Here is a 26,532-nt window from a genome sequence, read left to right as displayed (position 1 = left end):
TCAGTCGGTTTCCAGCATCGAGACCTGCGCCGGCGGCAACTGCTTGCGCGGATCGACGGGGCGCGGACCCTTGCGGATCTCGAAATGAAGCTGGGGCTGGGAGACGTTGCCTGTCTGGCCCACCGTGGCGATCACCTGGCCGCGCTGTACCTGATCGCCGCGGCCGACCAGAAGCTGGTCCGCATGGGCATAGGCGGTGGTGTAGCCGTCGTCGTGCTTGACCAGCAGCAGGTTGCCGAACCCGCGCAGCTCGTTGCCGGCATAGACCACGATGCCGTTCTCCGCCGCCCGCACTTCGGAGCCGGCCGGCGCCAGGATGTTGATCCCGTCGTTATGCAGCCCTCCCTCGCGCGGCCCGAAGCCGGAGATCACCCGGCCCTTGACCGGCCAGGTGAAACCGCGGCCGGTCTTGGCCGGCGGGGTCAGCAGGACGGCACGGGTCTCGGTCGGAGTGAGCGGACGGCTGGCGGCGACGGTCTGCGGCGCCTGGCCCGCCGGTTCGTTGCCGGCCACCATCACAGGGCGGGGCTCTGGCACCGGCTTGCCGGGGGCGGCAGTGACGGGCGCGCTCTGCCCGCCGGACCCGGCGACCGGGAAATGAAGCTGGCCGCCGCCGCTCCACGGCTTGCTGCGGTCGGTGCCGGGAGCGGGCACGTCGCTGGCGGTTACCGGCGGCTGAGGCGCGGATTTCGGCTGGCGGGCGGCGACGGTCACCTCGCTCCCGCCGCTCGGCGCGTCGGAACCGCCCGGCAGCCGCAGCCGGTCGCCCACCCTTATAGTGTAGGGCGGCCGCAGGTTGTTGGCGACCACGAGGGAGCGCATCGACATGCCGTAGCGCTCGGCGATCTCGGAGACCGTGTCGCCGGAGCGGACCACGTGAACGACGCTGGCCGGCAGGCGGATCTGGTCGCCCGGCCGCAGCAGGTACGGCGGACGCAGACCGTTGGCGTCGATGATGTCGCGCGGGCTGACGCCGTAGCGCTGGGAGATCTGGTACACCGTGTCGCCGGGCCGCACGACGATGATGCCGTTGGCCGGCACACCCGCGGACGCGGAAGCGGACTGGCGCGGTTGGTTGAGGGCGCGCGGACCCGAGCTCATGGCGCATCCGGCCAGGAGCAGAGCGGCTACCGCAATCAGAACGGCCTGCTTCACGTCACCCCCATCGGCAACCGCGGAAAGGACGAGTATCGTGACACAGCGTCCTTATGCCCTCAAATGCCGAATTATTCAATGAATTCCAATTACTCTCGGAATATTCTAACGCTCGGTCTGATGAACGGTTCCCGACTCGACACCCCTCACCCGGCGATGGAGCGAACCTCGCCCGGCACCAGCGGCACGAAGCGCACGTCGAGCAGCGGCTCCTCGACGATGCCCTCGGCGGTGCGCCGGTAGCGGATCAGCTTCTGCACGTCGGAGGACCGGCCGACCGGGATCACCAGCCGCCCGCCCTCGCCCAACTGATCCAGCAGCGCCTCGGGGACCCTGGAGGCGGCGGCGGTGACGATGATCGCCTCGAACGGCGCCTGTTCGGGCCAGCCCTTCCAGCCGTCGCCGATCCGGGTGTGGAGGTTGTGCAGCTTCATCTCGGCGAAGCGCGCCTCGGCGGTGGCCATCAGCTCCTTGTGCCGCTCCACCGTGTAGACCCGGCGGGCCACCTTGGACAGGACGGCGGCCTGGTAGCCGGAGCCGGTTCCGATCTCCAGCACCTTGGTGCGGTCGGTCAGCTCCAGGGCCTGGGTCATGAAGGCGACGACGAAGGGTTGGCTGATGGTCTGGCCCTGGGCGATCGGCAGGGCACGATCCTCCCAGGCCTGGTCGAGAAAGGCCGGATCGACGAACAGTTCCCGGGGCACGCGCTCCAGCGCGCCCAGCACCCGCGCGTCGGTGATGCCGCCGCGGCGCAGCCCCATGATCAGTCGGATCTTGCGGGCCTTGTCGTGGCTCACCCAAAGGCTCCCTTGAGCTCCTCCAGGGTCGCCCGGTCGGTCGCGTCCAGGGCGACCGGCGTCACCGAGATGGCGTTCTCGGCGACCGCGGCGATGTCGGTGCCCGGCTCGGCATCGCGGGCCTTGAGCATGGCGCCGACCCAGAAATACGGCCGGCCGCGGGGGTCGGTGCCGCGCACCACCTCGTCGCCGGTCTTCTGCCGGCCCTGCACCGTCGCCCGGATGCCGGTGACCTCGTGCGGGCCGCAGGGCGGGAAGTTGACGCTGATCACCGTGTCCGCCGGCCAGCCGCCGGCGCAGAGCCGCCGGATCAGGTCGGGGGCGTGGTTCTCGGCGGTGTCCCAGGGAACCTCGCCCTCGCGCGGGACGAACTGGCTGAGCGCGATCGCCGGAATGCCCAACATCATCCCCTCCATCGCCGCCGAGATCGTCCCGGAGTACCGCACGTCCTCGCCCAGATTATAGCCGTGATTGATCCCGGAGAGCACCAGGGTCGGCTTGCGGTCCTTCAGCACCTCGTGGACCGCCAGCAGCACGCAGTCGGTCGGCGTGCCGTCGACGGCGTAGCGCTTCTCCTCGACCTGCCGCAGCCGCAGGGGCCGCAGCAGGGTCAGGGAGTGGCCGGTGCCGCTCTGGTTGCTCTCGGGTGCCACCACCCAGACATCGTCGCTGAAGGTGCGGGCGATGCGGGTCAGCACCGCGATGCCGTCGGCCGCGTAGCCGTCGTCGTTGGTGACGAGGATGCGGGCGCCGTCGAGCTCTACCGGACGACGGGTCATGCGGCGCGCTCTATGCGGTCGCGGCCGAAATAGGGCCGCAGCACGTCGGGGATGGTCACCGAGCCGTCCTGCTCCTGATAGGTCTCCAGAATGGCGATCATGGTGCGGCCGATGGCGAGGCCGGAGCCGTTCAGCGTGTGGACGAAATCGGTCTTCTTCTCGCCCTTGGCCTTGAACCGGCCCTTCATGCGACGGGCCTGGAACGGGCCGCAGGTCGAGCAGGACGAGATCTCGCGATACTGCCCCTTGCCCTCGTCCTGCCCCGGCAGCCAGACCTCCAGGTCGTAGGTACGCCGGGCGGTGAAGCCCATGTCGCCGGTGGACAGCTTCATCACCCGATAGGCCAGACCTAGCTTCTGCAGGATGGTCTCGGCACAGTTGGTCATGCGCTCCAGCTCCTCGTCCGACTTGTCGGGATGGACGATGGAAACCAGCTCGACCTTCGTGAACTGGTGCTGGCGGATCATGCCGCGGGTGTCGCGGCCGGCGGCCCCCGCCTCGGAGCGGAAGCACGGGGTGTAGGCGGTGAAGCGCAGGGGCAGCTCCTCCTCCTCCACGATGCTGTCGGCGACCAGATTGGTCAGCGGCACTTCGGCGGTCGGGATCAGCCAGCGGCCGTCGGTGGTCTGGAACAGGTCCTCGGAGAACTTCGGAAGCTGGCCGGTGCCGAACACGGCGGCGTCGCGCACCATGTAGGGCGGGATCACCTCGGTATAGCCGAACTCGCCGGTATGGGTGTCGAGCATGAAGGACGCGATCGCCCGCTCCAGACGGGCCAGATCGCTCTTCAGCACAACGAATCGGGAGCCGGCCAGCTTGGCGCCCAGCTCGAAATCCATCATGCCGAAGCCTTCGCCCAGGGCGACATGGTCCTTCGGCTGGAAATTGAAGCTGCGCGGCTTCCCGACGGTGCGGACCAAGGCGTTGGCGCTCTCGTCCGGCCCGTCCGGCACATCGTCGGCCGGAATATTCGGCAGGGTCGCCAGCATCGTCTCGACCTCGGCGGCGAGCGTGCGCTCGGCCTCCTCGAGTTCGGCCATGCGGTCCTTGAGCTCGGCCACCTCGGCCATCAGCGCGCCGGCGTCCTCGCCGTTGCGCTTGGCCATGCCGATCTGCTTGGAGGCCTCGTTGCGCCGCTGCTGGGCGGTCTGCAGCTCGGTGGTCACGGATCGCCATTCCGCGTCCTTGGCCAGGATGGCTTCGGAGGACGGCGCCACGCCCCGTCGGGCTAGACCTTTGTCGAAGGCGGCGGCGTCGTCGCGGATGCTGCGAATATCGTGCATGACCGGCTCTGCGGGCTGATTGCGGGTCCGCCGGTTATATCGGCGGCACCGGACTCGGTCCAGAGAGCCTTGCGATTAGGGTGTCGTGCCGTCGTTCTCCGCCGCCTCGGCCTCTTCTTCGCGTTTCTTCTCGATGAACTGCGCCACGAAGATCGAAATCTCGTAGAGCAGGATGATCGGTACCGCGAGCAGCACCTGGCTGATGACGTCCGGCGGGGTGAGAATCGCCGCGGCCACGAAGGCGACGACGATGGCGTACTTGCGCTTATCCCGCAGCCCCTGGGCGCTGACGATGCCGACCTTGGCCAGCAGGATCAGCAGCACCGGCAGCTCGAACGCCACGCCGAAGGCGAAGATCAGGCGCATGACCAGGGACAGGTACTGATCGACCTTCGGCTCCAGGGTCATCGCCAGGTTACCGTCGACGCCCGAGGTCTCGAAACTGGCGAAGAACTGCCAGGCCAGCGGAATCACGATGTAGTAGACCATCGCCGCGCCGAGCAGGAAAAGCACCGGCGTGGCCACCAGAAACGGCAGGAACGCGCGGCGTTCATGCTTGTAGAGACCGGGGGCGATGAACAGCCAGATCTGCATAGACACCAGCGGGAAGGACACGCAGGCGGCGAAGAAGAAACCGACCTTGATATAGGTGAAGAACGCCTCGTGCAGGGCGGTGTAGATCAGCCGCCGGTTCTCCTGACCCGCCCACATTTCGTGCAGCGGCTCGACCAGGAATCGGAAGATCGGCTCGGCGAGATAGTAGCCGAGGAAGAAGCACACCACGAAGGCGGCGACCGCGTAGATCAGCCGGGTCCGAAGCTCGACCAGATGGTCCAGCAGCGGCATCTTGCCGCCCTCGAGTTCGGAATCGGGGTCGTTGGAGCTTTCGGCCATCGGGGTCAGCCCTGTCCGGAGGCGGCGCTGTCGGCTTTCGGCCGAGGGGATGCCGGCTCGGCGGCCGGATCAGAGGTCGGAACGGGCTTCGGCGTCGCCGCAGTCACCGATTTGGCGGCGTAGTCATCCGCCGTCTCGACCGCCGGAGCGGGGGCGGACGAGGATTTCGACATGCCGCTCTTGGCTTCGCTGTCCAGCGCCTTCAGATCGGCCTCGATCTCATCGGTATTGGCCGACTTGCGGGCCTCCTCGACGGTGCTGCGGACCGAACCGTCCGGATCGAACTGCTTTTCGAGGCTCTTGCCGACCCCCTCCTTGGAGATCGACTGCATCTCTCGGCGCACGTCCTCGAGTTCGGCCTCTCGGGCGACCTCTTCCAGGCTGTTCTGGAACTCCCGGGCCATGGAACGCGCCTTGCGCACCCACTGGCTGATCGAGCGGACAACCCGTGGCAGGTCCTTGGGACCGACCACGATCACGGTAATGATGGCGATCAGGATGAATTCCTGCCATCCAAGGTCGAACATGGCGGCCCTCGCTGCGCCCGTTTAGATCCGCGGTCGCGTCACCAGGACGCGACCGCGGCGAACGGGGATCAGCTCTTGACGGTCTGATTGGAAGTCTTGTTCACGTCCTGCTTGTCGCTGCTGTCGTCAGCGACGGACTTGTTGGCCTGCTCGGCCTCCTCGTCCTCGGACTTCATGCCCTGCTTGAAGTTCTTCAGGCCTTTGCCGAAGTCACCCATCAGGCTGGAAATCTTGCCTTTGCCGCCGAACAGCAGGAGCACGACTGCCAGAACGACGAGCCAGTGCCAGATGCTGAAGCTACCCATGAAACGCTCCCAAAATTCGAGTCGGGGATGATTCTCCGACCGTACCGGTCGATTGCGGCCAGATCATGCCCATTAATTCGGGCGGACCATACACGACCAACCCCAAGGGCGGCAACGCACTCCGGCCCGTTCCCTTAATTGGTGTCTCGGGCAGGAAACACAAAGGTCTGGGCCGGGTCGACCGAAATCACGACCCGGGCGCCCGGGCGGGGCAGAAATACCCCGGGAACCCGCGCGTGCAGGTGCAGCGCCTCGCCGATCCGCGGGCCCTCGCCGCGCAAGGTCATGTGGATCAGGCTGGTCCTGCCCAGAAGCCGCGCCTGCTCGACCTCGCCATGCGGCTCGCGGGTGAAGGAGTCGGTGAGGGTCTCGATCCGCACCCCTTCCGGCCGGATCACCACCGAGACCGGCTGACCGTCGGCGAGGCCGGGGGCCGGCAGCCGGCCGACCAGGGTGTCGACCTCCCCGTCCCGCACCTGCCCGTCGATCAGGTTCACATCGCCGAAGAAGGCGGCCACGAAGGCGTCGGCCGGGGCGCAGTACAGATCCGCGGGGCTGCCCTGCTGAACGATGCGCCCGTTGCGCATGACGGCGATCCGGTCGGCCATGAACATGGCCTCCTCGGAATCGTGAGTGACCATCAGGCAGGCGGACCCGCTGGATTTCAGGATATGCAGCACCTCGTCGCGCACCCGGTCGCGCAGCCGCGCGTCCAGGCCGGAATACGGCTCGTCCAGCAGCACGACCCGGGGTTTGGGCGCCAACGCGCGGGCCAGCGCCACCCGCTGCTGCTGGCCGCCGGAGAGCTCGTGGGGATAGGCCGACGCCATGTCGGCGAGCCCGACCATCTCCAGCACTTCCACACCGCGGGCGATCCGGTCGCCGGCGGGCCAGCCCGTGAGCCCGAAGGTCACGTTGCCCATCACGTCCAGATGCGGGAACAGGGCATAATCCTGGAACACCAGCCCGACGCCGCGCTTCTCCGGCGCCAGATTGGCTCCGTCTCCCGCCACAGTCCTGCCGTCGAGCGAGACGCGTCCCTCCTGCAGATCCTCCAGACCGGCGGCCAGGCGCAGAATCGTGGTCTTGCCGCAGCCCGACGGTCCAAGCAGGCACACCACCTCGCCCGGCGCCACGGCCACGTCCACCCCGTCGACCGCCTGCACGTCGCCATAGGCGTGGCGGATGCCGGTCATGGCGAGGGCCGGCGGAACGCGCGGCTGCGGGGCCGGATCCGGCGCGGAAGACTGAAGGGCTGTGGCGGTCATGGCAGACAGATATCCATCGGGGTGGTCGAGGGCAAGGCGCGGCGCGGTCAGGGCTGGTCGCCCTCGTCCGGATCGTTGGTGTCGGGCAGGAAGTCGAGTTGGATGTCCTCGTCCTCCTCGTCGTCGTCCTCCAGGTCCTCCTGCTGCATGGCGATGCTGGTGGCGCCCGTGCGGCGATCCAGCAGGCCGGCGGCGCGCAGTTCCTCGATCCCCGGCAACTCCTTCACCGACTCCAGGCCGAAATGGTCGAGGAAGGCGTTGGTCGTGCCCCATTGCAGCGGACGTCCCGGTGTCTCGCGGCGGCCGCGCGGCGCGATCCAGCCGGCCTCCAACAGTGTGTCGATGGTGCCCTTCGACAGCGCGACGCCGCGGATCTCCTCGATCTCCGCACGGGTGGTGGGCTGGTGATAGGCGATGATGGCCAGGGTCTCGATCGCCGCCCGCGACAGCTTGCGCCGCTGGGCCCGCTCGTGGCGCAGCATCGGGCCAAGATCGACGGCGGTACGGAACGCCCAGCGGGTTCCCGATCGGGTCAGCACCACGCCCCGGTCGGCATAGTGCTCGGCCAGATCGTTCAGCAGGTGCCTGACATTGATCTCCTCCGGCACCCGGCGGCGCAACTCGCCCTCGTCGATCGGGTCGGCGCTGGCGAACAGCAGGGCCTCCACGAATCGCAGCCAGCGGTTCCGCTCGGCCGGGTCGACCAGAAGATCGGGAAGCTCGGCCTCGTCGTCGGTCTTCGGCGCCTTGCCCATCAGGCGGAATCCTTCCGTGCGTCTGCCGAGCGCAGCCAGATCGGCCCGAAGGTCTCGTCCTGACGCAGCTCCGCCGCCCCGTCCTTCGCCAACTGCAGCCCCGCAACCAGGTGCGACGCCAGGGCAGAGCGGATCAGCAGCGACCCGCGCAGCCCGTCCGGCAGGAAGGTGAACAGCATGCGCCATTTCGGCACCCGGCCGATGAAGGCCGCCAACCGCTCCACCGCGTCCTCCACCGCATAGAGATCGGTCGCGGCGATGCGCAGGGTCTGATGCTGTTTCCGGGAATGCTGGTCGCCGTAGCCGCGCAGCAGGTCGTAAAGCGTGACGTCGTAGACGGAGCGGGACCGGGCGGCGATGTTCTCCGGCGCGCCGCGGGCGAAGACGTCGACGCCGAGCTGGGCCCGGCCCATCAACCGGCGGCCGGCATCCTGCATCGCTTCCAGGCGCTGAAGCTGGAACCGCAGGGCCTCGGCCAGGGCGGCGGGGTCCATTTCCTCGTCGTCGGACTCGTCCGGCGGCAGCAGCAGCCGCGACTTCAGATAGGCGAGCCAGGCGGCCATCACCAGATAGTCGGCGGCCAGTTCGAGGTTGAGCGTCTGGGCCTGCTGGACGAACCGCAGGTACTGTTCGGCCAGGGCCAGGATCGAGATCTGGTGCAGGTCGACCTTCTGGTCGCGCGCCAGGGTCAGCAGCACGTCGATCGGGCCTTCGAATCCGTCCAGGTTGAGGAACAGGGAGAGCTGCACCGGCTCCGGCCGGCGGTAGTCAGGCTGCGCGCTCTCGAACGGTTCGCTGGTCGCCAATGGGACGCGTCCCCTCCTCAGCTTCCGGTCTCAGTGACCGGTCAGGGTCGCGATCACCGACATCAGGAAATCCACCGGCACCCAGATCAGCACGCCGGCGATGTCGACATCATACCCCAGTTCGTGGGCGAGATACGGTAGCAGGAACAGCACGCCGATGACGATGAAGAGTCCGGCACGCTCCAGCCGTGCGACCTTCCAGGCCGCCCAGTCCGGCAGGATCGACACCAGGATCCGGCCGCCGTCCAGCGGCGGGATCGGCAGCATGTTGAACACCGCCAGGATCAGGTTCAGCAGCACCAGCCGCTCCAGCATTTCCGCCGACCACAGGGTGGCCACGTCGGGCACCAGGGGCACGAGGTGGAACGCCAGCGCGCCGAGAACCGCCAGCAGGATGTTGGACGCCGGCCCGGCCAGGGCGACCAGGGCCATGTCGCGGCGCGGGTTGCGCAGACGGGAGAAGTTCACCGGCACCGGCTTGGCATAGCCGAACAGGAACGGCGCGCTCATCAGCAGCAGGGCGAGCGGGATCAGGACCGTGCCGACGAGATCCACGTGGGCGAAGGGATTCAGCGTCACCCGGCCCATCAGCCGGGCGGTCGGATCGCCGAGCTTGGCCGCCGCCCAGCCGTGCGCCGCCTCGTGCAGGGTGATCGCCAGCAGAACCGGCAGCGCCCAGATCGACGCGCTCATCAGGAAACCGCCGATGTCGAGATCCGCCATCATCCGCGCAGATCCGCCAGCAGCGCCTCCAGCCGGGCCGCCTGCGCGTCGGCGTCAAGCGGGCGCCGGTCCGCGGCGAGCTTCGCCCGATGGGCGTCGGCCACGTCCGCCCGGCGCAGCGCGTCGCCGTCGAGCGCGCCGACCGCCTCGGCCACCGCGCGCATCTCGGTCATGTCGCCGTTGCAGTGCAGGAGCACGTCGCAGCCGGCCTCGATCGATCGCCGCGACCGGTCGCCGATGGGACCGCCGCCGCGGGCCTCCGACAGCGCACCCATGGAGATGTCGTCGGTGAACAGCAGCCCGTCGAATCCGATCTCGCCGCGGATGACGTCCTGCACCACGGCCGGCGACAGGGTCGAAGGCCGGTCCGCATCGAGTGCGGTGTAGAGCAGATGTCCGGTCATGCCGTACGGCACCCGGTCGGCGAAATGCCGGAAGGGTTCGTAGTCGACTCCGCGCAGCTCCTCGGCCGACGCCTCGATCCGGGGCAGGTCCAGATGGCTGTCGACCACCGAGCGGCCATGGCCGGGCATGTGCTTGATCACGCCGCAGACCCCTGCCCGCTCGATCCCCGCGACCATCGCCTCGCCGAGCCGGATGACCGTCTGCGGATCGTCGCCCAGCGCCCGGTCGCCGATCACCTGTTTGTCGGATTCCGGCTGGCGCACGTCGAGCATCGGCACGCAGTCCACGTCGATGCCGATCTCGTAGAGGTCGGCCGCCATCAGCTCGGCCGACAGGGCGAAGGCGTCCAGCGCTTCCTGCGGCTTCGTGGCAAAGGCATCGGTAAAGACGCCGGGGGCGAGATAGTCGCGCCAGTGCGGCGGGCGCATCCGGCGCACCCGTCCCCCCTCCTGGTCGATCAGGACCGGGGCGTGGGGATGGCTGACGCAGCCGCGCAATTCGCCCACCAGGGCGCGGACCTGTTCGCGGCTCTCGATGTTCCGGGCGAACAGGATGAAGCCGTACGGATCGACGTCCGCGAAGAACGCACGCTCCTCGTCGCTCAACGCCGTGCCGGCGCAGCCGAAGACGATCGCCCGGCTCATGCTACGGGCGGACCAGCAGGCAGGCCTGGTTCTGGGCCTTCAGGGACGCGCAGGCCTTCTCCGCCGCAGCCTCGCTCAGCATGCCGCCCTGGATCCGATGGAACACGCCCTTGCCGGCGCCGAGATCGACCGACTGGATCCGCAGTTCCAGTCCGCCCAGTACGGTCGGATAGCGCTTGGTCAGGCGGTTCCATTCGCTGCGGGCCGCGGCTTCGTCGCGGAAGGCGCCGAGCTGCACCCGGAAATTGCCGCTGGCGGCCGGTTTCGGAGCGGGAGCCGGAGTCGGCTTCGCTTCCGGCTCGGGTTTCGGTTCCGGCTTCGGCTCGGGCGCCGGCGGCGGCACGGCGGCGGCCACCTGGGTCTCTGTGGTCGCAGGCTCGGGCGCCTTGGCCGGTGGAATGTCGCCGGCCTGCGGCTGCGGGGCCGGCACCGGCTGCAGCGTGCCCGGCGTCGTGGTCTGTCCGGAGCCTTCCTGAACGGTGCTCGGGGCCGATTGCGGCGTGCGCGGCGGGATCGGCACGGTGGTCGAGGCCGCATTGCCGTCGGCCGGCGGCGGTGCGTCGGTGCCGGACGCCGTTTCGGACGCTGCCGCCCCCGGCTGTGGCGCCGGCGCGGCGGCGGGCTCGGGAGCCGGCGGTTCGGCCGGCTTCTCCGGCGGCGGCAGCAGCCGCTCGACCGAGGAATCCTCGCCCTGTCCCGGGCGCAGGGCGCCATAGACCAGCTTGTCCTGATTCGGCACGTCGAGGCCGCCCGGCTGCTCCGGACGCACCTTGATCGGCGACGGATCGGCCTGGATCAGCGGTGCGGTCGCCTCGCTGCCGGCATGCAGCCCGCGGTCATAGGCGTACCAGACCACCCCGGCGAACGCCGTGAGCGCGAAGGTCGCCAGGAACGCGCCGATCGCCCGCGAGCGGCGGGGCGGGTCGCGCAGTTCCGGCGGGGGACCGGGACGGTCGTATCCGTCCGCGTGCAGGCCGTCGCCATCCTGGCTCATTCCCTCAGCTCCTCAACCGGCGTCACGCCCATCACCCCCAGACCGGACGCGACCACCGTCGCCGTCGCCCGCACCAGGGCCATCCGGGCCAGGGTCGTATCGCAGTCGTCTTCCAGGATGAAGCGCAGCCGGGCATCTTCCCTGCCCTTGTTCCACAGGCCGTGGAACGCGGCGGCAACGTCACCGAGATAGAACGCGACGCGATGCGGCTCGTGCGCCTCCGCCGCGCTTTCCACGACGCGCGGCCAGCCCGCGAGCAGTTTGATGAGACCAATCTCGTCCGGGTCGGTCAAGGAACCCATGGAAGCCTTGGCCAGCGCGGCATCCGAGAGGGTTTCCGCGTCGAACGTCTCGCCGGCGTTGCGAATCACCGAACAGGCCCGGGCATGGGCGTACTGCACGTAGAACACAGGATTGTCCCGACTCTGCTCGCTGACCTTCTGGTAATCGAACTCCAGGGTCTGGTCGTTGCGCCGGGTCAGCATGATGAACCGCAGCACGTCCGGCCCCACGGCCTCCAGCACGTCGGCCAGGGTCACGAAGGTGCCCGCGCGCTTCGACATGCGCACCGGCTTGCCGCCGTCGAACAGGTGGACGAGCTGGCACAGCTTGACGTCCAGGTCGCCCTTGCCGCCGGTGATCGCGGTGACCGCCGCCTTCATGCGCTTCACGTAGCCGCCGTGATCCGCGCCCCAGACGTCGATCATCTCGGGGAAGCCGCGCTCCAGCTTGTCCAGGTGATAGGCGATGTCGTTGGAGAAATAGGTCCACGACCCGTCCGACTTCTTCAGCGGCCGGTCGACGTCGTCGCCGAACTGGGTCGCCTTGAACAGAAGCTGCGGCCGCGGCTCCCAATCGTCGGGGGTCTTGCCCTTCGGCGGTTCCAGCACGCCGGTGTAGACCAGCCCGTCGGCTTCCAGCTTGGCCAGGACCCGGTCGACGGCCCGGTCCTCCACCAGGGCACGCTCGGAGGAGAAGCGGTCCATGCGGATCCCGAGTGCGATCAGATCCTTCTCGATATCGGCCATCATCAGCTTGATGGCGAAGCTGCGCATCGGCTCCAGCCAGGCGTCTTCCGGCTCGGACAGCCACTTGTCGCCGTCCTGCTCGGCGATGGCCTTGCCCACGTCCTTCAGGTATTCGCCGGGGTAGTGGCCGTCCGGGATTGTCACCGTCTCGCCCAGCGCCTCGCGGTAGCGCAGGTAGGTGGAGCGGGCCAGCGTATCCACCTGGGCGCCGGCGTCGTTGATGTAATACTCGCGCGCCACCTCGAACCCGGCCTTCTCCAGCAGGGCGGCCAGGGCGTCGCCGAACACCGCACCACGGGCATGGGCGGCGTGCAGCGGGCCGGTCGGGTTGGCGGAGACGTATTCGACATTCACCTTGCGGCCGGCGCCCATGGCCGAGGAACCGTAGGCGGTGCCCGCCTCCAGCATCTTGGCGACCTGGGTCTGCCAGACCGACGGCGACAGGCGGATGTTGATGAACCCGGGGCCGGCGACCTCGACGCTGTCGACCGCGTCCAGGCCCTTCAGCGCCTCGGCAAGGGGCTCGGCGATGGCGCGCGGCTTGGCGCCGACCGGCTTCGCCAGCACCATCGCGGCATTGGTGGCGATATCGCCGTGGGAGGCGTCGCGCGGCGGCTCGGCGGTGATGCGGTCGAACGGCAGCCCCTCGGGCCAGCCCTCCTGAACAGCCATGTTCTCCAGGACAGCTTTAATCTCGTCTTTCATCCAATTGAATATGTTCATTCTATTCGCTTGCCCGGGTCGATGCATCAGTGACAGGTCATGTCGGCGCCGGCGAATTCAAGCCCCGACATCGGATTCCCTACCCGGTGTAGTGCCGTTGCGACGGGCGGAACGCAACGGATTTCGCAGTGCGGCAAGCCGCCCGCGATTCAGCCCTGCCGCGCGGACGCGCGAAGATCGGGCTTATCAGCCGCTACCTGTGGTGTAACAATAATCCCGACGCACCCCCTGCCGGCCACCGGGCGGAGATCCGGGCAAGGCCTTCAAAAAAACAATGGGGGGCCGACAGGAGGAAACATGACCGTCCTTTCGCATTCCGTTCGCATCCGCTCTTCCCTGGCCGACGCCTTCCGGCGCGACGGCTACGTCTATCCGATCCGCGCCCTGACCGAGGATGTGGCGATCAGCCTGCGGCGCACCCTCGAGGAGGCAGAGGCCGCGGCACCGGACGCCGAAGTGAAATCCATGGTCACGGGCCTGCCGCATCTGATCCTGCCGGAATTCTACGACATCGTCCGCGACCCGGCGCTGACCGGCCCGGTGTCGGAGATCATGGGTAACGATCTGCTGGTCTGGGGGTGCTCGTTCTTCATCAAGGAGCCGCAGACCAAGAGCTTCGTGTCCTGGCACCAGGATCTGACCTATTGGGGTCTCGACGACGCCGATCAGATCACCGCCTGGGTCGCGCTGTCCCCGGCGACGGTCGAGAGCGGCTGCATGCGCTTCGTGCCCGGCAGCCATCTGCAGCAGATCGTGCCGCACAAGGACACGTTCGACCCGGACAACCTGCTCACCCGCGGCCAGGAGATCGCCGTCGACGTGAACGACGAGGACGCGGTGAACATCGTCCTGCCGACCGGCAAGATGTCGCTGCATCACGGCCGCATGTTCCACGCCTCACACCCGAACCGGACGGACGACCGCCGCATCGGACTTGCCGTGCGCTACATCAAGCCGAGCATGCGGCAGAGTTCGGGAACCAAGACGATCGCCGTTCTGGCGCGGGGCGCGGACCGCTACGGCCATTTCGAGCTGGCGGGACGGCCCAAGGGCGGGTTCGCGCCGTCGGACATCGAGCGCTGCCGCGACGCATTCCGGCGGCGCGAGGGCATCCTGTACGAAGGAGCCAAGGAAAGCGGCCGGCGGAAGATGGCGTAAGGCTCATTTCCCTCTAAGAAACTTCACTCCCCGGCCTTGTGCCGGGGCAAGGTCAAGGATGCGACGGGCGCCAAAATAAACCGTTCGGCGCCCATCTGGCCTTTTGTCTCGCCCCGGCACAAGGCCGGGGAGTGTTTTATGATGAGGAGCAGGCGCTACCCGCCATTGACCCAGGGTTTCAGCGCGGCCCAGGCCATGGTGTGGAGCGGCACCGGCACGCCCCGGGCCCGTCCCAGTCGCGAGACCAGGCCGGACAGGCTCTCCGCTTCGATCCGCCGGCCGCGCGCCAGGTCGTGATACATCGACGCATACATGCCGGGCGGAAAGCTGCGGGTCAGGGCGATCGAGCGCTCCACCGTGTCAGGATTGATGGCGATCCCCTCCGCCGCCGCCAGGGCGGCCACCTCCTCCATCATGCTGCGGGCGATGCCGGAGAGTTCGGCATCGTGATAGATCTCGCCCGCCGGCTTGCGCAGCACGGAGGTCAGCGCCGCGTTGGTGGCGAGCAGGACGAACTTCTCCCACAGGGTGGCGCGGATATCGGCGGAGACGTCGGCGGCGAAGCCGGCGGCGACACAGGCCTCCGCCAGCCGGGTTGCCCGCTCCGATACCCGCCCATCCAGCTCGCCGAACACGATCCGCGACATGTCGGAGGTGTAGCGCACCACCCCCGGCTCGGCGATCAGGGCGGAGACATAGGCCGCCCCGCCCAGCACCGTGCGCGCGCCCAGCACCTGGGCCAGCCGGTCCGGCCCGTCGACGCCGTTCTGCAACGTGACCACCATGGTCTCGGGACCGACGATCGGCATCAGGGTCACCCCCGCCGTCTCGGTGTCGTAGAGCTTCACCGCGAACAGGATCACGTCGGCGGTTCCGCCGAGGGTTGCCGGATCCTCCGTCGCCGTCACCTTGGGCAGGACGATGTCGCCGCGCGAGCCCTCAAGGCGCAGCCCGTCGCGCCGCATCGCCTCCAGATGGGCCCCGCGCGCCACGAAGGCCACGTCGTGCCCCGCCTGCGCCAGATAGGCACCGAAATATCCCCCGACGCCGCCGGCGCCCATGACCACGATCCGCATCCAACCTCTCCTGACGTCACCCCAGGTGCAATAACAGCCCGGATTCCGAAGGAAAGTGAACCCGTCGTCTATCGCGGCGCGAAATTAGCGCGGTCGGCGCCGAGGCGGATGGCGCGACCCGCTACCCGAAATTGAGGAAGTCCGCCCAGACCCGGTCGAGTTTCTTCAGCGTCCGCAGGGCGTCCTGCAGCGGCTCGGCCAGTCCCTCCTCGTCGACGGCGATGCGGGCGAGCCGCTGGTCGAGTTCGCGCAGCCGGTCGGCCACATGGCGTCCGGGCGCGCCGACGCGCAGGCGCACCGCCCGGCGGTCGTGCTCGGAGCGGATCTGTTCCAGATAGCCATAATCGACCAGCTTCTTGATGTTGTAGGTCGCGGAACTGGCCTGGTAGTAGCCGCGCTGGATCAGGTCGCGCACCGGAACCTCGCCGTCGCCGATGGAGAGCAGCAGCAGGCCCTGGCTGGCGTTGATCTCCGTGACGCCCATGCCTTCCAGCGCCAGCCGCACCACGTCCAGGTGGCGGCGATGCAGCCGCTCCAGCAGCCCAGTCAGATCGGAATACAGCGCAGCGATCTCCGCCGCGTCAGGGTCACCGCCGCGCCGGGCTTCTCCGGCTTCGCCCTGGGCCTGCCCGGTTTCGCGCTGCGCGTCGGGGCGATCCGTCTCCGTGCCGGACACCTCGACCGCGCGCATGCTCGCGTCGCGCATTCGTAACCTCCTACAGGCCCGCCGTCCCTCGCAGGTAAGAAATTATTAACACTCTCGGAAATATATTACAGAATGAAAAGCGATATGTTCGATTTACCTTCGGATTATCGAAGTCGAATCGCATATCACAGACGGACTCGGGGGCGAGGCTGACGTGGGACGTTCGATCGTACTGGCTGGGATGCTGCTGATCGCCGCGATGGCGATTTCCGGTGGCCCGCGTGTTGCGGTGGCGGACGAGACCGGGCCTGCAAGCCTGCTGTCCATGGCCCAGGCGGCCGAGGCGCGGGGCGACAACCGGATGGCAATCGCGCTGTATCAGCGCGCCCAGGAGGCGTTCCCCTGGGAAAGCGCGCCGCTGACCGGCTGGGGCCTACTGGCCGCCCGGCTGGGCGCGGCGGAACAGGCCGCCACCCTTCTGACAGCGGCCCTGGATATCGACCCCGACGACATCGACGCCGCCGCCGGTCTGGCCGATGTGATGATGGACCTGCAGCGCCCGGACGAGGCGCTCGCACTCTATGCGGCCGTGCTCAGCCTCGACCCGGCCCATGCCGCCGCGCGCGACGGACAGCGCATCGCCCTGACCCTGCGCGACGGCGTGCCCGCCACAGATGCGACCCCGGCGGCCCTGTCCGGACCGTCCCTGGCGAATGCCGTCACCACCGAGACGCCCACGGCCCCAGTGGCCGATCCGGCCGCCCCGGTGCTGCTCGACACCTCCCTGCCTACGACGGCCCCTGCCGGATCGCTCTGGCGCTGAACGCAGTTCTCTCCTCGCATCCCGAAAAAGGGGTGCGACGGCCAGCGCTGGGCGGTTGGGATGATGCGGCTGGCCGTCGCGCGGGGTAGCCTGTTGGGCGCTCCCCGAGGCAGTTTCTGTCACATCCGACCGGCGGCCCCGTCGCTAGGCGGCCGATGCGGCGATGGGCGTTTCCCTCAACTCATCGTGGACAGACGGTAGCAACCGCCCCGGACGATTTCCAATAAATCCTTCTCCTGAGTTTTCCCGTCTAAACAACGGTTTTTCTTCATAAAATCCCGTCTTTTCGATTCGGACAAAAAAGGACCCGCCGAAGCGGGTCTGAGGCAGGAACTCTCGGATAGGGAAGTCACGCACGCCGGTTACCGGAAGGGCAACCGGGTCGTCTCGTCCACACGGGCGCCGGCCCGGGTGGGATCGGCAAGAAGGGCGTCGCTCAGGTCGGCGCCCCGCAGATCCGTCCCTTGCAGCACGGCATGGGACAGGTCGGCCTTGCACAGGTCCGCCCCGCGCAGATCGACACCGCGCAGGTCGGCGAACCGCAGATCGGCGCCGGCGAGGCGCGTGGCCACACTGCGGCCGGTGTCGGTGACCAGCGAGCGCAGGCTGGCGCCCGCGAGGCGGGCGTTCTGCAGCCGTGCACCGGACAGGTCGGCGCCGCGCAGGTCGGCACCATCCATGGCGGTAAAGCGCAGGTCGGCCCGGCCGAGCCGGCCGGCGGCCATGCGCACGCCGGTCAGGTCCATGCCGCAGAATACGGCACCTTCGGCGATCAGGGCGGTCAGATCGCTGCTGGCCAGCCCCTCCATCTCGCGCAGGTCCATGCCGGAGACGTCGAGCTGGGCGCCCTCGGCGCTGGACGACGCCACCCAGGTCTCGTGCCGGTCCAAAAGCAGGTCCAGAGGCGTGTCGAGGTCCTCCGCCGTGCGGCCGGCCGCCCGGTCGGTCAGGGCGCCGGTCAGGTCGGCCCCGCCCAGTTCGGTCATATTGGTGGTGATCCGCGTGAACACCGCGTCGCGCAGCACCGCCTTCTCCAGGCTGGCCCAGCTCAGATCCGCACCGTCGAGATTGGCGCCGCTCAGGTTGGCGCCGCGCAGGTTGCAGCGGATCAGCTTGGCATCCTTGAGGATCGCGTCGGACAAGTTGGCGTTGACGCAGATCGCGCCGGAAATCTTCGCCCGGGTCAGATCGGCGCCGGCCAGATCGGCCTGGTGCAGTTCGGAGACCGACGGATCGATGTCGATCCAATGCAGGTCGCGATCCGCTTCCTTGGTTTCCGCCAGATGGCTTTCGCGCAGGTCCGCATCGATCAGCGTGGCGCCGACGAGCCGGGCGCCGCGCAGGCAGACGCCGCGTAGGTCGGTCTTGATCATGCTGGCGCCGTCGAGATTGGCACCGCGCAGGTCGACGGCAAACAGCGAGGCATAGTCGAGCGTCGCGCCGACCAGCGATGCCCGCGACAGGGACGCGCCAGTGAAATCGGCATCCGTCAGATCGGCGCCGTGGAAGTCGAGCCAGGACAGGTCGAAGAACGACAGAACCGCCCGTGCGCCGCCCAGGCGACCGTTGCGGAACCGGATATGGCGCCGGATCAGCCCGTCCAGATCCTCCTGGGACAGGCGCTCCAACTCTCGACTTTGTCTCTCGGCTTTCATGTGGACAGCTCCATGCGTTCTGCAGAAAGCACCCCAGGCCAAACGGCCTTCCCTATTCAGTATCTAGAACTGAAATACCGAAATCAATTGCTATTCTTAAAGCAAAATGGGAGCCTGACGGTCGGCACGGAATCTAATTATCTGGTTGGACGTCGGATGACAGGGCTTACGCTCGCGTCGCTCTACGACACGATTCGGACGCTGGAACGGGTGATCGGGGCCTTCCCCCTGCTCATCGTCGCCACGGATCGCGCAGGCCGCATCGTGATGACGACCCAGCACACCCGCGACGTGCTCGGGCTGTCCGAGGTGGAGCTGCTGGACCGGCCCATCGCCGCGGTCATCCCTGGGATCACCTTCAAGCTCGGCGGCGATCCGGACGCGCCCGAGATCGCCATCGGCGCCACCCGTCGGCGCGCCCTGCGCCGCGACGCCACGGCCTTTACCGTCGACATTCAGGCCAGCGCCCATCGCCTCGGCGACGATATCGTCTGTGTCTTCGCCCTGCTCGACGCCACGGACCGGCTGCAGGCCGACCGGATGGCCCGGGACTCCCGTGCCCTGCTAGACGCCGTGCTGAGCGGCATGCCGGCCATGGTCAGCGCCAAGACGCCGGACGGGACCTATGAATTCGTCAACGCCTACCAGGGCGATGTGTTCGGCATCGACCCGCAGGATGCGGTCGGCCGATCGGCCGTCGACCTGCTCGGACCGGAAGCCGGCAGGCCGATCGACACCGCCGACCGGCGGATCGCCACGGGTGCAGCCATCTCCCAACTCGGTCCGGAAAAGCTGATCGACGCCGACGGACGAACGCGGACCTTCATGACCACGCGGGCGGCCATGCACGACGCCAAGGGGCGCGTGCAGCGGGTGCTTACCGTCGGCATCGACGTGACCCATGCCACCGCCGCCGAGGAGCGCCTCGAGCGGCTGTCGCTGCTGGACGAGATGACCGGCCTTCCCAATCGAGGCGCCCTCCAGCAGATCCTGAGCGCGCAGATCCGCGGCGCGAAGCGCGACGGCCGCCGGGTCGGCCTGGTACTTCTGCGGGTCGCCAACCTGGCGGATTTCGGCATCGAGTTCGGCTCGGTCGTGCGGGACAGCGTGATCCGACGGCTGGCGATCCGCCTCGGAGGGTTGGTGCCGGAGACCTGCGTCCTGTCGCGGTTCGACGATACGACATTCGCGCTGGTCGTACCCAATCCCGAGGACGCCGCCGCCTTCGAGGGCGAAGCGGCCCGGCTGGTGGCCCGTGGCGGACGGTCGCTCAACGCTGCCGGCACGACCGTTATGCCGAAGTGCCGGGCAGGCCTGGCCGTCTATCCGGATACCGGCAACGACGCCGATACGCTGTTGCAGGCGGCGGAGCACGGGCTGCGTGTCCAGTCGCGCGCGCCGGTGGCGCCGATGGCGCGCGGCAGCCGGGACATCGACAGCTTTTTCGAAGCCCGCCGGGAGGCGGCCCGGGCGCTGCGCCGGGACCTGGAACACGACCGACTGTACCTGCGCCTGCTGCCGATGCGGTCTCTCGCCGATCAGGAGCTCGCCGGCTTCCAGGCCTGCCTGTTCGACAGTCTCGGCCGCCCCTTGCTGGGCGCACCGTTCTCGGAGCGACCGCCGGATGCCGCACTGGCGGCGGCGGCCGAGGGTCTGGCAATCGACCTGTGCGAAAGACTGCTCCGGGATAGCTGCCACGTGGCTGCCGGCTGGGCGCGGAGCCCTCGGATATCCGTGCCTCTCACGCCCGACATGCTGCTTCAGCCCGATCTGGTCGACATCGTGGGCGAGGTGCTGGAGCGCAGCCGCCTGCCGGCCGGAACCCTGCAACTGACCATCGGCGAGACAGCCCTCGGCGCCGATCCTGACTCGGCAGCGGACGTGCTGGCGGCGCTCGCCGGCCTCGGGGTCGATCTGGGCCTCACCGGATTCGGGGCGGGCGGCAACCCGATGCTGGCCCTGGCGCGCCAGCCGTTCGGCCACGTGATCCTGTCCACCCGCACCCTCGGCCCGCTGGACGAGAGCGTCTCCGCCGCCATCGCCTTCGCCCAGGCGCTCGGCCGCACCGTCGGCGCCGAGGGGGTGCAGACGGCCGAGGAGCTCGCGTTTCTGCGGGACTGCGGATGCACCACGGCGTCCGGCGCGATCTTCGGCGCGCCCCTGGACCCGGCGGCGGCCGAGGCCCTGTCGGCCGGATCCGCCGATCCCGCCATCCGCCGCGCCTGACCGGCATTCTCCATCGTTCATCACGCGCCCGCTCCCCGCTAAACTCCGCCGGCAAGGCAGGGAGGACGCATGCAATCGAACAGCACCGGGCTCGACGGGTATATCGACAGCTACTACAGCCGGACACGCGATGACGGTCCGCCCTTCCCCGCGCTGGACGGCGACCTGGACGTCGAGGTCTGCGTCGTCGGCGGCGGCATGGCGGGCGTCTCCACCGCCCTGGGCCTCGCCGAGCGCGGCAAATCGGTCGCGCTGGTCGAGGCGCGGCGGATCGGCTGGGGCGCGTCCGGGCGCAACGGCGGCTTCGTCGGCGCCGGCTTCTCACGGGGTCTGAGCGCGCTGATCTCGCGGGTCGGCAAGGAACACGCCCTGCGGCTCTACAAACTGAGCGAGATGGGTGTCGCCCTTGTGCGCAAGCGGGCCGATGCCATCGCCGGCGGCGTGGCGCCGATCGTCGACGGCCGCGTCACCTGTTCCTGGTTCGACGATCCGGACGGCGTGAAGCGCGAGGCCGACTGGATGAACGAACTGGTCGGCGCGAATATCGAGGTCTGGGACCGCGCGAAGGTCCGCTCGATCTGGCGCAGCCCGCGCTACTACGAGGGGATGTGGCGGCCCAAGGGCTTTACCTTCCACTCGCTGAACTTCACCCGTGGCAACGCGCGGCTGGCGGCCAATGCCGGCGCGCGGATCTTCGAGAACACGCCGGCGACCCTGATCGAACTCGGCCGCGACCCGAAGCTGGTCCACACCGCCACCGGCACGATCCGGGCCGAGCAGGTGGTCGTCTGCTGCTCGGGCTATATCGAGGGACTGGTGCCGCGCCTGTCGGCGGCGACCCTGCCGATCGGCACCTATGTGGTGCTGACCGAGCCGGTCGGCGACCGCCTGACCGAGGTCATGGGCCTGCCCAACGGGGTCGGCGACACCCGCTTCGCCAGCGACTACTACCGGCCCCTGCCCGACACCCGGATCCTGTGGGGCGGACGGATCAGCCGCTGGACCAACCCGTCCCATCTCTCCGACATCATGATGGCCGACCTGAAGAAGGTGTATCCGCAGCTCTCCGACCTGAAGGCAGAGGTCGCCTGGCCCGGCACCATGGGCTATGCCGCCCACAAGATGCCGCAGATCGGCCGCCTGCGCCCCGGCGTGTGGTACAGCCAGGGCTATGGCGGCCACGGCATGGCGACGACCACCATGGGCGGCGAGCTGGTCGCCTCCGCCATCGCCGAGGGCGACGACCGCTGGGAGCTGTTCAAGCCTTTCGGCCTCACCCCGGTGGGCGGACCGATCGGCGCCTGGTACGCCCAGATGGTCTATTGGGGATATCAGGCCCGCGACGCTTGGCGCGAGAGCCTGGGATAGGAACGGTCATGACGCAGAACATCGCCCCGCTGGGGATCATCGGCCTCGGCACCATGGGCCGGAACCTGGCGCTGAACCTGGCCGACCACGCCGTGCCCCTGGTGGCGTGGGAGCGCGACGGCGCCCTCGCCGCCAGAGCGCGCGCCGAGCTGCCCGACGGCACCATCTGGGCCGACGACGCGGCGGATCTCGCGCGCCGGCTCGCCAGTCCGCGGGCGGTGCTGCTGATGGTGACCGCCGGTGCCGCCGTGGACGCGGTGATTGCGGCCCTGCGCCCGCATCTGGAGGCGGGAGACGTCATCGTCGACGGCGGCAACACCGACGCCGTCGACACCGCGCGGCGTCAGGAGGCACTGGCGGCGGACGGCATCCACCTGATCGGCCTCGGCGTGTCCGGCGGCGAGGAAGGCGCGCGCCGAGGGCCCGCGCTGATGGCCGGCGGCGACGCCGCAGCCTGGGACCGGGTCGCGCCGACCCTGCAGGCGGTCGCGGCCCGGGCCGCCGACGGCACGCCGTGCTGCGACCGGCTTGGCGGCGGGGCCGCCGGACATTTCGTGAAGACCGTCCATAACGGCATCGAATACGCCGTCATGCAGGCCCTGGCCGAGGCCTACGACCTGATGCGTCATGGCCTGTCGATGGACGTGGACCGGATCGGTGAGACCTTCGCCACCTGGAACCGCGGCCCGGGCGGCGGGTATCTGGTGGAGATCGCCGCCGATGTGGTGCGCACCCGCGACAGCAACGGCGCACCGCTGCTGGACAAGGTGGTCGACCGCGCCGGCCAGAAGGGCACCGGCCGCTGGGCCTCCCTTGCGGCGCTGGACCTGGGCGTGGCCGCTCCGTCGATCGCCGAAGCCGTCTTCGCCCGCGCCGTCTCCGCCGCCCGCGACGAGCGGCAGGTACTGGCGGCAAAGGCACCGGAAGCGGTGCAGATCGACCCGGCCGATCTTGAGGCCGCCTTCCGCGCCGCCACCCTGCTCTCCTTCCTCCAGGGTTTCGTCCTGATCGCCGCTGCCGATGCGCGTGACGGCTGGAAGGTGGACCCGGTGGCGGTCGCGAAGGTTTGGCGGGCCGGCTGTATCCTGCGCGCTCCGCTGCTCGACCGGCTGGCCGAAGCCTTCGCCGGTCTGGCACCCGGCACCCATCCGCTGGCCGCCCCCTCCCTGCGTGCCGAGCTGGCCGAGACCCTGCCCGGTCTGCGCAGGACGGCGGCGGCGGGCATCGGCGCCGGCTACGCCGTCCCTGCCCTCACCTCTTCCCTGTCCTGGCATGACGGGATGGTGCGCGCCCGGGTGCCGGCCGACTTCCTGCAGGGCCTGCGCGACAAGTTCGGCGCCCATACCTTCGAGCGCCTCGACGCACCCGGCAACCACCACGCGGACTGGAGCGGCTCATGAGCGCCCCCATCGTCGTCGTCATGATGGGTGTGTCCGGGGTCGGCAAGACCACCATCGGCACCCTGCTGGCCGAGCGGCTGGGCTGGGGCTATGCGGAGGGGGACAGCTACCATCCGCCGGCCAATGTAGAGAAAATGCGGGCCGGTACGCCGCTGGACGACGCCGACCGCGGTCCCTGGCTGGCCGCCATCGCCGCCGATATCGACCGCTGGCGGGCAGCGGGCACCGGCATGGTCGTGTCCTGCTCGGCTCTGAAGCGGCGTTACCGGGCGATCCTGGTCGGCGACCGCGCCGACGTGCGGCTTGTCCGGCTGGCCGGCGACGAGGCGCTGATCCGCGCCAGGATGGAGAAGCGGGTCGACCACTACATGCCGACCAGCCTGCTGACCTCCCAGATCGCAACCCTGGAGCCACCCTCCGGCGACGAGGATGCGATCACGGTGGACGTCACCCGGCCGCCTGAACAGTGCGTCGACGACATCCTGGCGGAACTGGGCGGTGCCGACGCCTCCGGCTGAAATGCCGCATAGCGGGGCGCCCCCGCGACCACATCTGAGGTAGTGGGACACCGTGTCGCGTCCCGACCCGAGAGGAGGCTGCGGTGGCAGCGAAGACAGACAGCGGGCTGAAAGTCGCGAAGGTCTTTTACGAGGCCAACGAGACCCTGTTCTCTGAAGGAGAGCCGCCGACCGGGATCTTTCTGATCGAGGAAGGCGTCGTGGAGGTCTTCCGCGCCTCGGGCGCGCGGGTAAGCACCGTCGCCCGGCTGGGTAAGGGCGATGTCGTCGGCGAGCTGGCATTGATCGAAGGCATACCCCACACCCGCAGCGTCCGTGCCGTAACTCCCGTGGCGGCCCTCAAGGTCGACCCCGGTCAGCTCGACCAGAGCCTGGCGGAAAGCCCCGCCCTGATCCGCATGATCCTCAAGCGCGTGGTCCGCAAGCTGCACCGCACCAACGACGTCGCCTTCGGGCATACGAAGCGTCCGGCCTGATCCTCATTCGGGTTCTGAGCAGCCCTGCGCGGAGCCGATGGATTTAAAACGCATACTCACCGGGAACCCGGCTTCGCTGAGCGCGTAGTCCGGCCAGGGGCTCTAACCTTAGGAACACAGCGGTGCGATCCAACCAGGGCGAAGGCCTGACCGTCTCGAAGTACTACTTCGAGCCAAACGAATGCCTGTTCGAACAAGGAGATGCCGCCACCAGTCTGTTCCTCATCGAGGACGGGACGGTCGAGGTGTATCAGATTGCCGGCGCCCGTACGGTGTCCCTGGCCCGGCTCGGTCCGGGCGAGGTCGTCGGCGAGTTGGCCGTGATCGAGGGGGCGACGCACACCCGCGGCGCCCGCGCGATCTCGCCGGTCACCGCCCTGGAGGTGGCGCCGGACCAGATCGAGGCGGTGATGGACTCCAGCCATACCCTGACGAAGCTGCTGCTGAAACACGTGGTGCGGAAGCTGGATAAGACCACGGACATCGCCTTCGGCCAGCCGCAGATCGAGCATGCGCCGCGACCCTCAAAGGGCGTCGGCGAGATCCTCGGGTAGCAGCGCCGTCCCGCCCAGCCAGCGGGCCGCCTCGCGGTGGAACCAGGCACCGGCGCAGGCCGCCTCGAAGCCCGGCAGGCCGCGCGCCAGCAACGCGCCGATTGCGCCGGCCAGCACGTCTCCGGTGCCGCCGGTCGCCAGGGTTGCCGGCGCGCCGTCGAGGATCGCGCAGCGGCCGTCCGGGGCCGCCACCGTGCTGTCGGGCCCTTTGAGCAGAACCGTGTGGCCGCAGTTGGCCGCCGCCCGACTGACCGCCGCGATCCGGCCGATCTGGCGTGGGTCCAGCTTGGCAAAGAGCCGCGAGAACTCGCCACCATGGGGCGTCAGCACCGCCGGCCCGCCACGCGGCAGGCGTCCGCCGGCGAACAGCGAGAACACGTCGGCATCCAACACCGTCGGCACGACGCAGGCCATCGCAGCCTCCACCAGCCGTCTGGCATCGGCACCCCGTCCCAGACCCGGCCCGACGACGATGGCCGCCACCTTGCGGCCCGCCACGAAGGCTTCCAGGTCGTAGGGGATCTCCTGCACGATCAGTCCTGGCGCATCGCCGGCGATCAGAGGGACAGCCTCCTCGGGCGCGCAGACCGTCACCAGCCCCGCCCCCATATGCCGGGCCGAGCGGGCGGCCAGCCGCGCCGCGCCGGGCATGGCGCCGGCCAGCACCAGCACGTGGCCGCGAGTGTATTTGTGATCGTCCGGACCCGCCGGGGTCAGCAGCCCGTCCCAAAGCCGCGGCGAGATCATCCGCGCCGCCGGCTCGGTCAGCGCCGGAGCGGCCGGGTCGATGCCGATATCGACGACCCGGATGCCGCCGCACAGCCGGCCCCCCGGATGCAGCAGGTGGCCGGGTTTCAGACAGTGAAAGGTGACCGTCAGGTCGGCCGGACAGGCCGTGCCGAGGACCTGGCCGGTATCGCCGTGCACGCCGCTGGGCACGTCGACGGCGACGACCGTCAGCCCGCCGCCCGCCGACCGCGTGGCGGCCCGGTCCAGCACCTCGGCGGCCACGCCCTCGACCGGGCGGGTCAGTCCGGCGCCGAACAGCGCGTCCACGAAGATCTCGGCCGACTCGACGCGCTCCGCCGTCAGCATTTCGATCGGGCCGTCCCAATAGGCCGCCGCTTCCGCCGCATCGCCTGTCAGCCGGTCGCGGGCGCCGAGCAGCGCGACCGTGACCTCCCAGCCATGAGCGCGCAGGTCATGGGCGATGACGAACCCGTCGCCGCCGTTGTTGCCCGGTCCGCAGGCGACCAGCACCCGGCCCGGCCGAAAGGCCCGGCGGATACGGCGCGCCGCCCCCTGCCCCGCACGGAGCATGAGGGTGAACCCGGTCGTTCTCTTTTCAATGGTGAACCGATCGCAGGCGCCCATCTGCTCGCAGGAGAGCAGAGTATCGCGCGTCGTCGGACCCGTCTCTGTCGGCCATGTCATGCCGACAGTGTAGGGAATTGGGGCGAGTGATGGGACTCGAACCCACGGCCTCCAGAGCCACAATCTGGCGCTCTAACCACCTGAGCTACACCCGCCACCGGGCGCCGAACCA

Annotated in this window: 26 protein-coding genes and 1 tRNA gene; 8 read left to right on the top strand and 19 right to left on the bottom strand. The window is 69.0% G+C overall.

Going from position 1 to position 26,532, the window contains the following annotated elements:
* The 14 genes from T8K17_RS17265 to argS all read right to left on the bottom strand — a co-directional run bounded on the left by T8K17_RS17265 (position 1) and on the right by argS (position 13,086).
* Positions 1-1,101: a LysM peptidoglycan-binding domain-containing M23 family metallopeptidase gene (locus tag T8K17_RS17265; protein ID WP_322330977.1), complete on the bottom strand. Its 1,101-nt coding sequence runs from the start codon at positions 1,099-1,101 to the stop codon at positions 1-3.
* 200 nt (positions 1,102-1,301) lie between these two features.
* Complete coding sequence (locus T8K17_RS17260) at positions 1,302-1,952, bottom strand: protein-L-isoaspartate(D-aspartate) O-methyltransferase (RefSeq protein ID WP_416153124.1); 651 nt, start codon at positions 1,950-1,952, stop codon at positions 1,302-1,304.
* The gene (surE, locus tag T8K17_RS17255) at positions 1,949-2,731 is read right to left on the bottom strand and encodes a 5'/3'-nucleotidase SurE (RefSeq protein ID WP_322330976.1); all 783 of its coding nucleotides are present in this window, start codon (positions 2,729-2,731) and stop codon (positions 1,949-1,951) included. The genes T8K17_RS17260 and surE overlap by 4 nt, the downstream gene beginning before the upstream one ends.
* Positions 2,728-4,014 carry a serine--tRNA ligase gene (serS, locus tag T8K17_RS17250; protein WP_322330975.1) on the bottom strand — a complete coding sequence of 429 codons (1,287 nt, stop codon included), beginning with the start codon at positions 4,012-4,014 and terminating at the stop codon, positions 2,728-2,730. Before serS ends, surE begins: the two co-directional genes overlap by 4 nt.
* A gap of 75 nt (positions 4,015-4,089) precedes the next feature.
* Entirely contained in the window at positions 4,090-4,908 is an 819-nt protein-coding gene (tatC, locus tag T8K17_RS17245) for a twin-arginine translocase subunit TatC (RefSeq protein ID WP_322330974.1), read from the bottom strand.
* Positions 4,909-4,913: 5 nt separating this feature from the next.
* A complete protein-coding gene (gene tatB / locus T8K17_RS17240; RefSeq protein ID WP_322330973.1) occupies positions 4,914-5,435 on the bottom strand; it encodes a Sec-independent protein translocase protein TatB in 522 nt (173 codons plus the stop codon).
* Between the two features lie 68 nt (positions 5,436-5,503).
* Complete coding sequence (locus T8K17_RS17235; protein ID WP_322330972.1) at positions 5,504-5,740, bottom strand: twin-arginine translocase TatA/TatE family subunit; 237 nt, start codon at positions 5,738-5,740, stop codon at positions 5,504-5,506.
* Positions 5,741-5,874: 134 nt separating this feature from the next.
* Positions 5,875-7,008, bottom strand: coding sequence for an ABC transporter ATP-binding protein (locus tag T8K17_RS17230; RefSeq protein WP_322330971.1), 1,134 nt, complete (start codon positions 7,006-7,008; stop codon positions 5,875-5,877).
* A 47-nt stretch (positions 7,009-7,055) separates the two neighbouring features.
* Positions 7,056-7,763, bottom strand: coding sequence for an SMC-Scp complex subunit ScpB (gene scpB / locus T8K17_RS17225; RefSeq protein ID WP_322330970.1), 708 nt, complete (start codon positions 7,761-7,763; stop codon positions 7,056-7,058).
* Entirely contained in the window at positions 7,763-8,569 is an 807-nt protein-coding gene (locus T8K17_RS17220; RefSeq protein ID WP_322330969.1) for a ScpA family protein, read from the bottom strand. Before T8K17_RS17220 ends, scpB begins: the two co-directional genes overlap by 1 nt.
* 30 nt (positions 8,570-8,599) lie before the next feature.
* Positions 8,600-9,292 carry a site-2 protease family protein gene (locus T8K17_RS17215; protein ID WP_322330968.1) on the bottom strand — a complete coding sequence of 231 codons (693 nt, stop codon included), beginning with the start codon at positions 9,290-9,292 and terminating at the stop codon, positions 8,600-8,602.
* On the bottom strand, positions 9,292-10,341 hold the full coding sequence (nagZ, locus tag T8K17_RS17210; protein ID WP_322330967.1) for a beta-N-acetylhexosaminidase: 1,050 nt from the start codon (positions 10,339-10,341) through the stop codon (positions 9,292-9,294). The genes T8K17_RS17215 and nagZ overlap by 1 nt, the downstream gene beginning before the upstream one ends.
* A 1-nt stretch (position 10,342) precedes the next feature.
* Positions 10,343-11,335: an SPOR domain-containing protein gene (locus tag T8K17_RS17205; RefSeq protein ID WP_322330966.1), complete on the bottom strand. Its 993-nt coding sequence runs from the start codon at positions 11,333-11,335 to the stop codon at positions 10,343-10,345.
* Positions 11,332-13,086, bottom strand: coding sequence for an arginine--tRNA ligase (gene argS / locus T8K17_RS17200; protein WP_322330965.1), 1,755 nt, complete (start codon positions 13,084-13,086; stop codon positions 11,332-11,334). Before argS ends, T8K17_RS17205 begins: the two co-directional genes overlap by 4 nt.
* Before the next feature lie 297 nt (positions 13,087-13,383).
* On the opposite strand from argS, the gene T8K17_RS17195 reads away from it, so the two are divergent.
* Positions 13,384-14,244, top strand: a complete 861-nt coding sequence (locus T8K17_RS17195) for a phytanoyl-CoA dioxygenase family protein (protein ID WP_322330964.1) — start codon at positions 13,384-13,386, stop codon at positions 14,242-14,244.
* Between the two features lie 155 nt (positions 14,245-14,399).
* Here T8K17_RS17195 and T8K17_RS17190 read toward each other — a convergent pair whose 3' ends face one another.
* Together T8K17_RS17190 and T8K17_RS17185 are read right to left on the bottom strand one after the other, a co-directional pair.
* Entirely contained in the window at positions 14,400-15,320 is a 921-nt protein-coding gene (locus tag T8K17_RS17190; RefSeq protein ID WP_322330963.1) for a 2-dehydropantoate 2-reductase, read from the bottom strand.
* A gap of 121 nt (positions 15,321-15,441) precedes the next feature.
* The gene (locus T8K17_RS17185) at positions 15,442-16,026 is read right to left on the bottom strand and encodes a MarR family winged helix-turn-helix transcriptional regulator (protein WP_322330962.1); all 585 of its coding nucleotides are present in this window, start codon (positions 16,024-16,026) and stop codon (positions 15,442-15,444) included.
* A 154-nt stretch (positions 16,027-16,180) separates the two neighbouring features.
* Here T8K17_RS17185 and T8K17_RS17180 point away from each other — a divergent pair, with 154 nt between their 5' ends.
* Entirely contained in the window at positions 16,181-16,789 is a 609-nt protein-coding gene (locus T8K17_RS17180) for a tetratricopeptide repeat protein (protein WP_322330961.1), read from the top strand.
* A gap of 362 nt (positions 16,790-17,151) precedes the next feature.
* Here the strand turns inward: T8K17_RS17180 and T8K17_RS17175 are convergent, their stop codons facing one another.
* Positions 17,152-18,444 (bottom strand): pentapeptide repeat-containing protein, encoded by a 1,293-nt coding sequence (locus T8K17_RS17175; protein ID WP_322330960.1) that lies wholly within the window; start codon positions 18,442-18,444, stop codon positions 17,152-17,154.
* A 156-nt stretch (positions 18,445-18,600) separates the two neighbouring features.
* On the opposite strand from T8K17_RS17175, the gene T8K17_RS17170 reads away from it, so the two are divergent.
* The 6 genes from T8K17_RS17170 to T8K17_RS17145 all read left to right on the top strand — a co-directional run bounded on the left by T8K17_RS17170 (position 18,601) and on the right by T8K17_RS17145 (position 24,986).
* On the top strand, positions 18,601-20,670 hold the full coding sequence (locus T8K17_RS17170) for an EAL domain-containing protein (RefSeq protein WP_322330959.1): 2,070 nt from the start codon (positions 18,601-18,603) through the stop codon (positions 20,668-20,670).
* A gap of 69 nt (positions 20,671-20,739) precedes the next feature.
* On the top strand, positions 20,740-22,038 hold the full coding sequence (locus T8K17_RS17165) for an FAD-binding oxidoreductase (RefSeq protein WP_322330958.1): 1,299 nt from the start codon (positions 20,740-20,742) through the stop codon (positions 22,036-22,038).
* Positions 22,039-22,046: 8 nt separating this feature from the next.
* Positions 22,047-23,438 (top strand): NADP-dependent phosphogluconate dehydrogenase, encoded by a 1,392-nt coding sequence (gndA, locus tag T8K17_RS17160; RefSeq protein WP_322330957.1) that lies wholly within the window; start codon positions 22,047-22,049, stop codon positions 23,436-23,438.
* The gene (locus tag T8K17_RS17155; RefSeq protein WP_322330956.1) at positions 23,435-23,956 is read left to right on the top strand and encodes a gluconokinase; all 522 of its coding nucleotides are present in this window, start codon (positions 23,435-23,437) and stop codon (positions 23,954-23,956) included. The genes gndA and T8K17_RS17155 overlap by 4 nt, the downstream gene beginning before the upstream one ends.
* 83 nt (positions 23,957-24,039) lie before the next feature.
* Positions 24,040-24,432 (top strand): cyclic nucleotide-binding domain-containing protein, encoded by a 393-nt coding sequence (locus T8K17_RS17150; protein WP_322330955.1) that lies wholly within the window; start codon positions 24,040-24,042, stop codon positions 24,430-24,432.
* 122 nt (positions 24,433-24,554) lie between these two features.
* A complete protein-coding gene (locus T8K17_RS17145) occupies positions 24,555-24,986 on the top strand; it encodes a cyclic nucleotide-binding domain-containing protein (RefSeq protein WP_322330954.1) in 432 nt (143 codons plus the stop codon).
* Here the strand turns inward: T8K17_RS17145 and T8K17_RS17140 are convergent.
* Together T8K17_RS17140 and T8K17_RS17135 are read right to left on the bottom strand one after the other, a co-directional pair.
* Positions 24,957-26,306 carry an NAD(P)H-hydrate dehydratase gene (locus T8K17_RS17140; protein ID WP_322330953.1) on the bottom strand — a complete coding sequence of 450 codons (1,350 nt, stop codon included), beginning with the start codon at positions 26,304-26,306 and terminating at the stop codon, positions 24,957-24,959. The genes T8K17_RS17145 and T8K17_RS17140 overlap by 30 nt on opposite strands.
* Before the next feature lie 132 nt (positions 26,307-26,438).
* A tRNA-His gene (locus tag T8K17_RS17135) sits at positions 26,439-26,515 on the bottom strand.
* Between the last annotated feature and the right edge of the window lie 17 nt (positions 26,516-26,532).

It is taken from the genome of Thalassobaculum sp. OXR-137, assembly GCF_034377285.1.
Lineage (GTDB): Bacteria > Pseudomonadota > Alphaproteobacteria > Thalassobaculales > Thalassobaculaceae > Thalassobaculum.
The sequence above is the reverse complement of the archived record's forward strand: the minus strand, read 5'-3'. Positions and strand labels throughout refer to the sequence as shown.

Bases quoted from the DNA above. Each gene is read 5' to 3' on its own strand.
- T8K17_RS17265 (WP_322330977.1), bottom strand. From the start codon at position 1,101: ATGAGCTCGGGTCCGCGCGCCCTCAACCAACCGCGCCAGTCCGCTTCC.
- surE (WP_322330976.1), bottom strand. From the start codon at position 2,731: ATGACCCGTCGTCCGGTAGAGCTCGACGGCGCCCGCATCCTCGTCACC.
- serS (WP_322330975.1), bottom strand. From the start codon at position 4,014: ATGCACGATATTCGCAGCATCCGCGACGACGCCGCCGCCTTCGACAAA.
- tatC (WP_322330974.1), bottom strand. From the start codon at position 4,908: ATGGCCGAAAGCTCCAACGACCCCGATTCCGAACTCGAGGGCGGCAAG.
- tatB (WP_322330973.1), bottom strand. From the start codon at position 5,435: ATGTTCGACCTTGGATGGCAGGAATTCATCCTGATCGCCATCATTACC.
- T8K17_RS17235 (WP_322330972.1), bottom strand. From the start codon at position 5,740: ATGGGTAGCTTCAGCATCTGGCACTGGCTCGTCGTTCTGGCAGTCGTG.
- T8K17_RS17230 (WP_322330971.1), bottom strand. From the start codon at position 7,008: ATGACCGCCACAGCCCTTCAGTCTTCCGCGCCGGATCCGGCCCCGCAG.
- scpB (WP_322330970.1), bottom strand. From the start codon at position 7,763: ATGGGCAAGGCGCCGAAGACCGACGACGAGGCCGAGCTTCCCGATCTT.
- T8K17_RS17215 (WP_322330968.1), bottom strand. From the start codon at position 9,292: ATGGCGGATCTCGACATCGGCGGTTTCCTGATGAGCGCGTCGATCTGG.
- nagZ (WP_322330967.1), bottom strand. From the start codon at position 10,341: ATGAGCCGGGCGATCGTCTTCGGCTGCGCCGGCACGGCGTTGAGCGAC.
- T8K17_RS17205 (WP_322330966.1), bottom strand. From the start codon at position 11,335: ATGAGCCAGGATGGCGACGGCCTGCACGCGGACGGATACGACCGTCCC.
- argS (WP_322330965.1), bottom strand. From the start codon at position 13,086: ATGAACATATTCAATTGGATGAAAGACGAGATTAAAGCTGTCCTGGAG.
- T8K17_RS17195 (WP_322330964.1), top strand. From the start codon at position 13,384: ATGACCGTCCTTTCGCATTCCGTTCGCATCCGCTCTTCCCTGGCCGAC.
- T8K17_RS17190 (WP_322330963.1), bottom strand. From the start codon at position 15,320: ATGCGGATCGTGGTCATGGGCGCCGGCGGCGTCGGGGGATATTTCGGT.
- T8K17_RS17185 (WP_322330962.1), bottom strand. From the start codon at position 16,026: ATGCGCGACGCGAGCATGCGCGCGGTCGAGGTGTCCGGCACGGAGACG.
- T8K17_RS17175 (WP_322330960.1), bottom strand. From the start codon at position 18,444: ATGAAAGCCGAGAGACAAAGTCGAGAGTTGGAGCGCCTGTCCCAGGAG.
- T8K17_RS17170 (WP_322330959.1), top strand. From the start codon at position 18,601: ATGACAGGGCTTACGCTCGCGTCGCTCTACGACACGATTCGGACGCTG.
- T8K17_RS17165 (WP_322330958.1), top strand. From the start codon at position 20,740: ATGCAATCGAACAGCACCGGGCTCGACGGGTATATCGACAGCTACTAC.
- gndA (WP_322330957.1), top strand. From the start codon at position 22,047: ATGACGCAGAACATCGCCCCGCTGGGGATCATCGGCCTCGGCACCATG.
- T8K17_RS17155 (WP_322330956.1), top strand. From the start codon at position 23,435: ATGAGCGCCCCCATCGTCGTCGTCATGATGGGTGTGTCCGGGGTCGGC.
- T8K17_RS17140 (WP_322330953.1), bottom strand. From the start codon at position 26,306: ATGCTCCGTGCGGGGCAGGGGGCGGCGCGCCGTATCCGCCGGGCCTTT.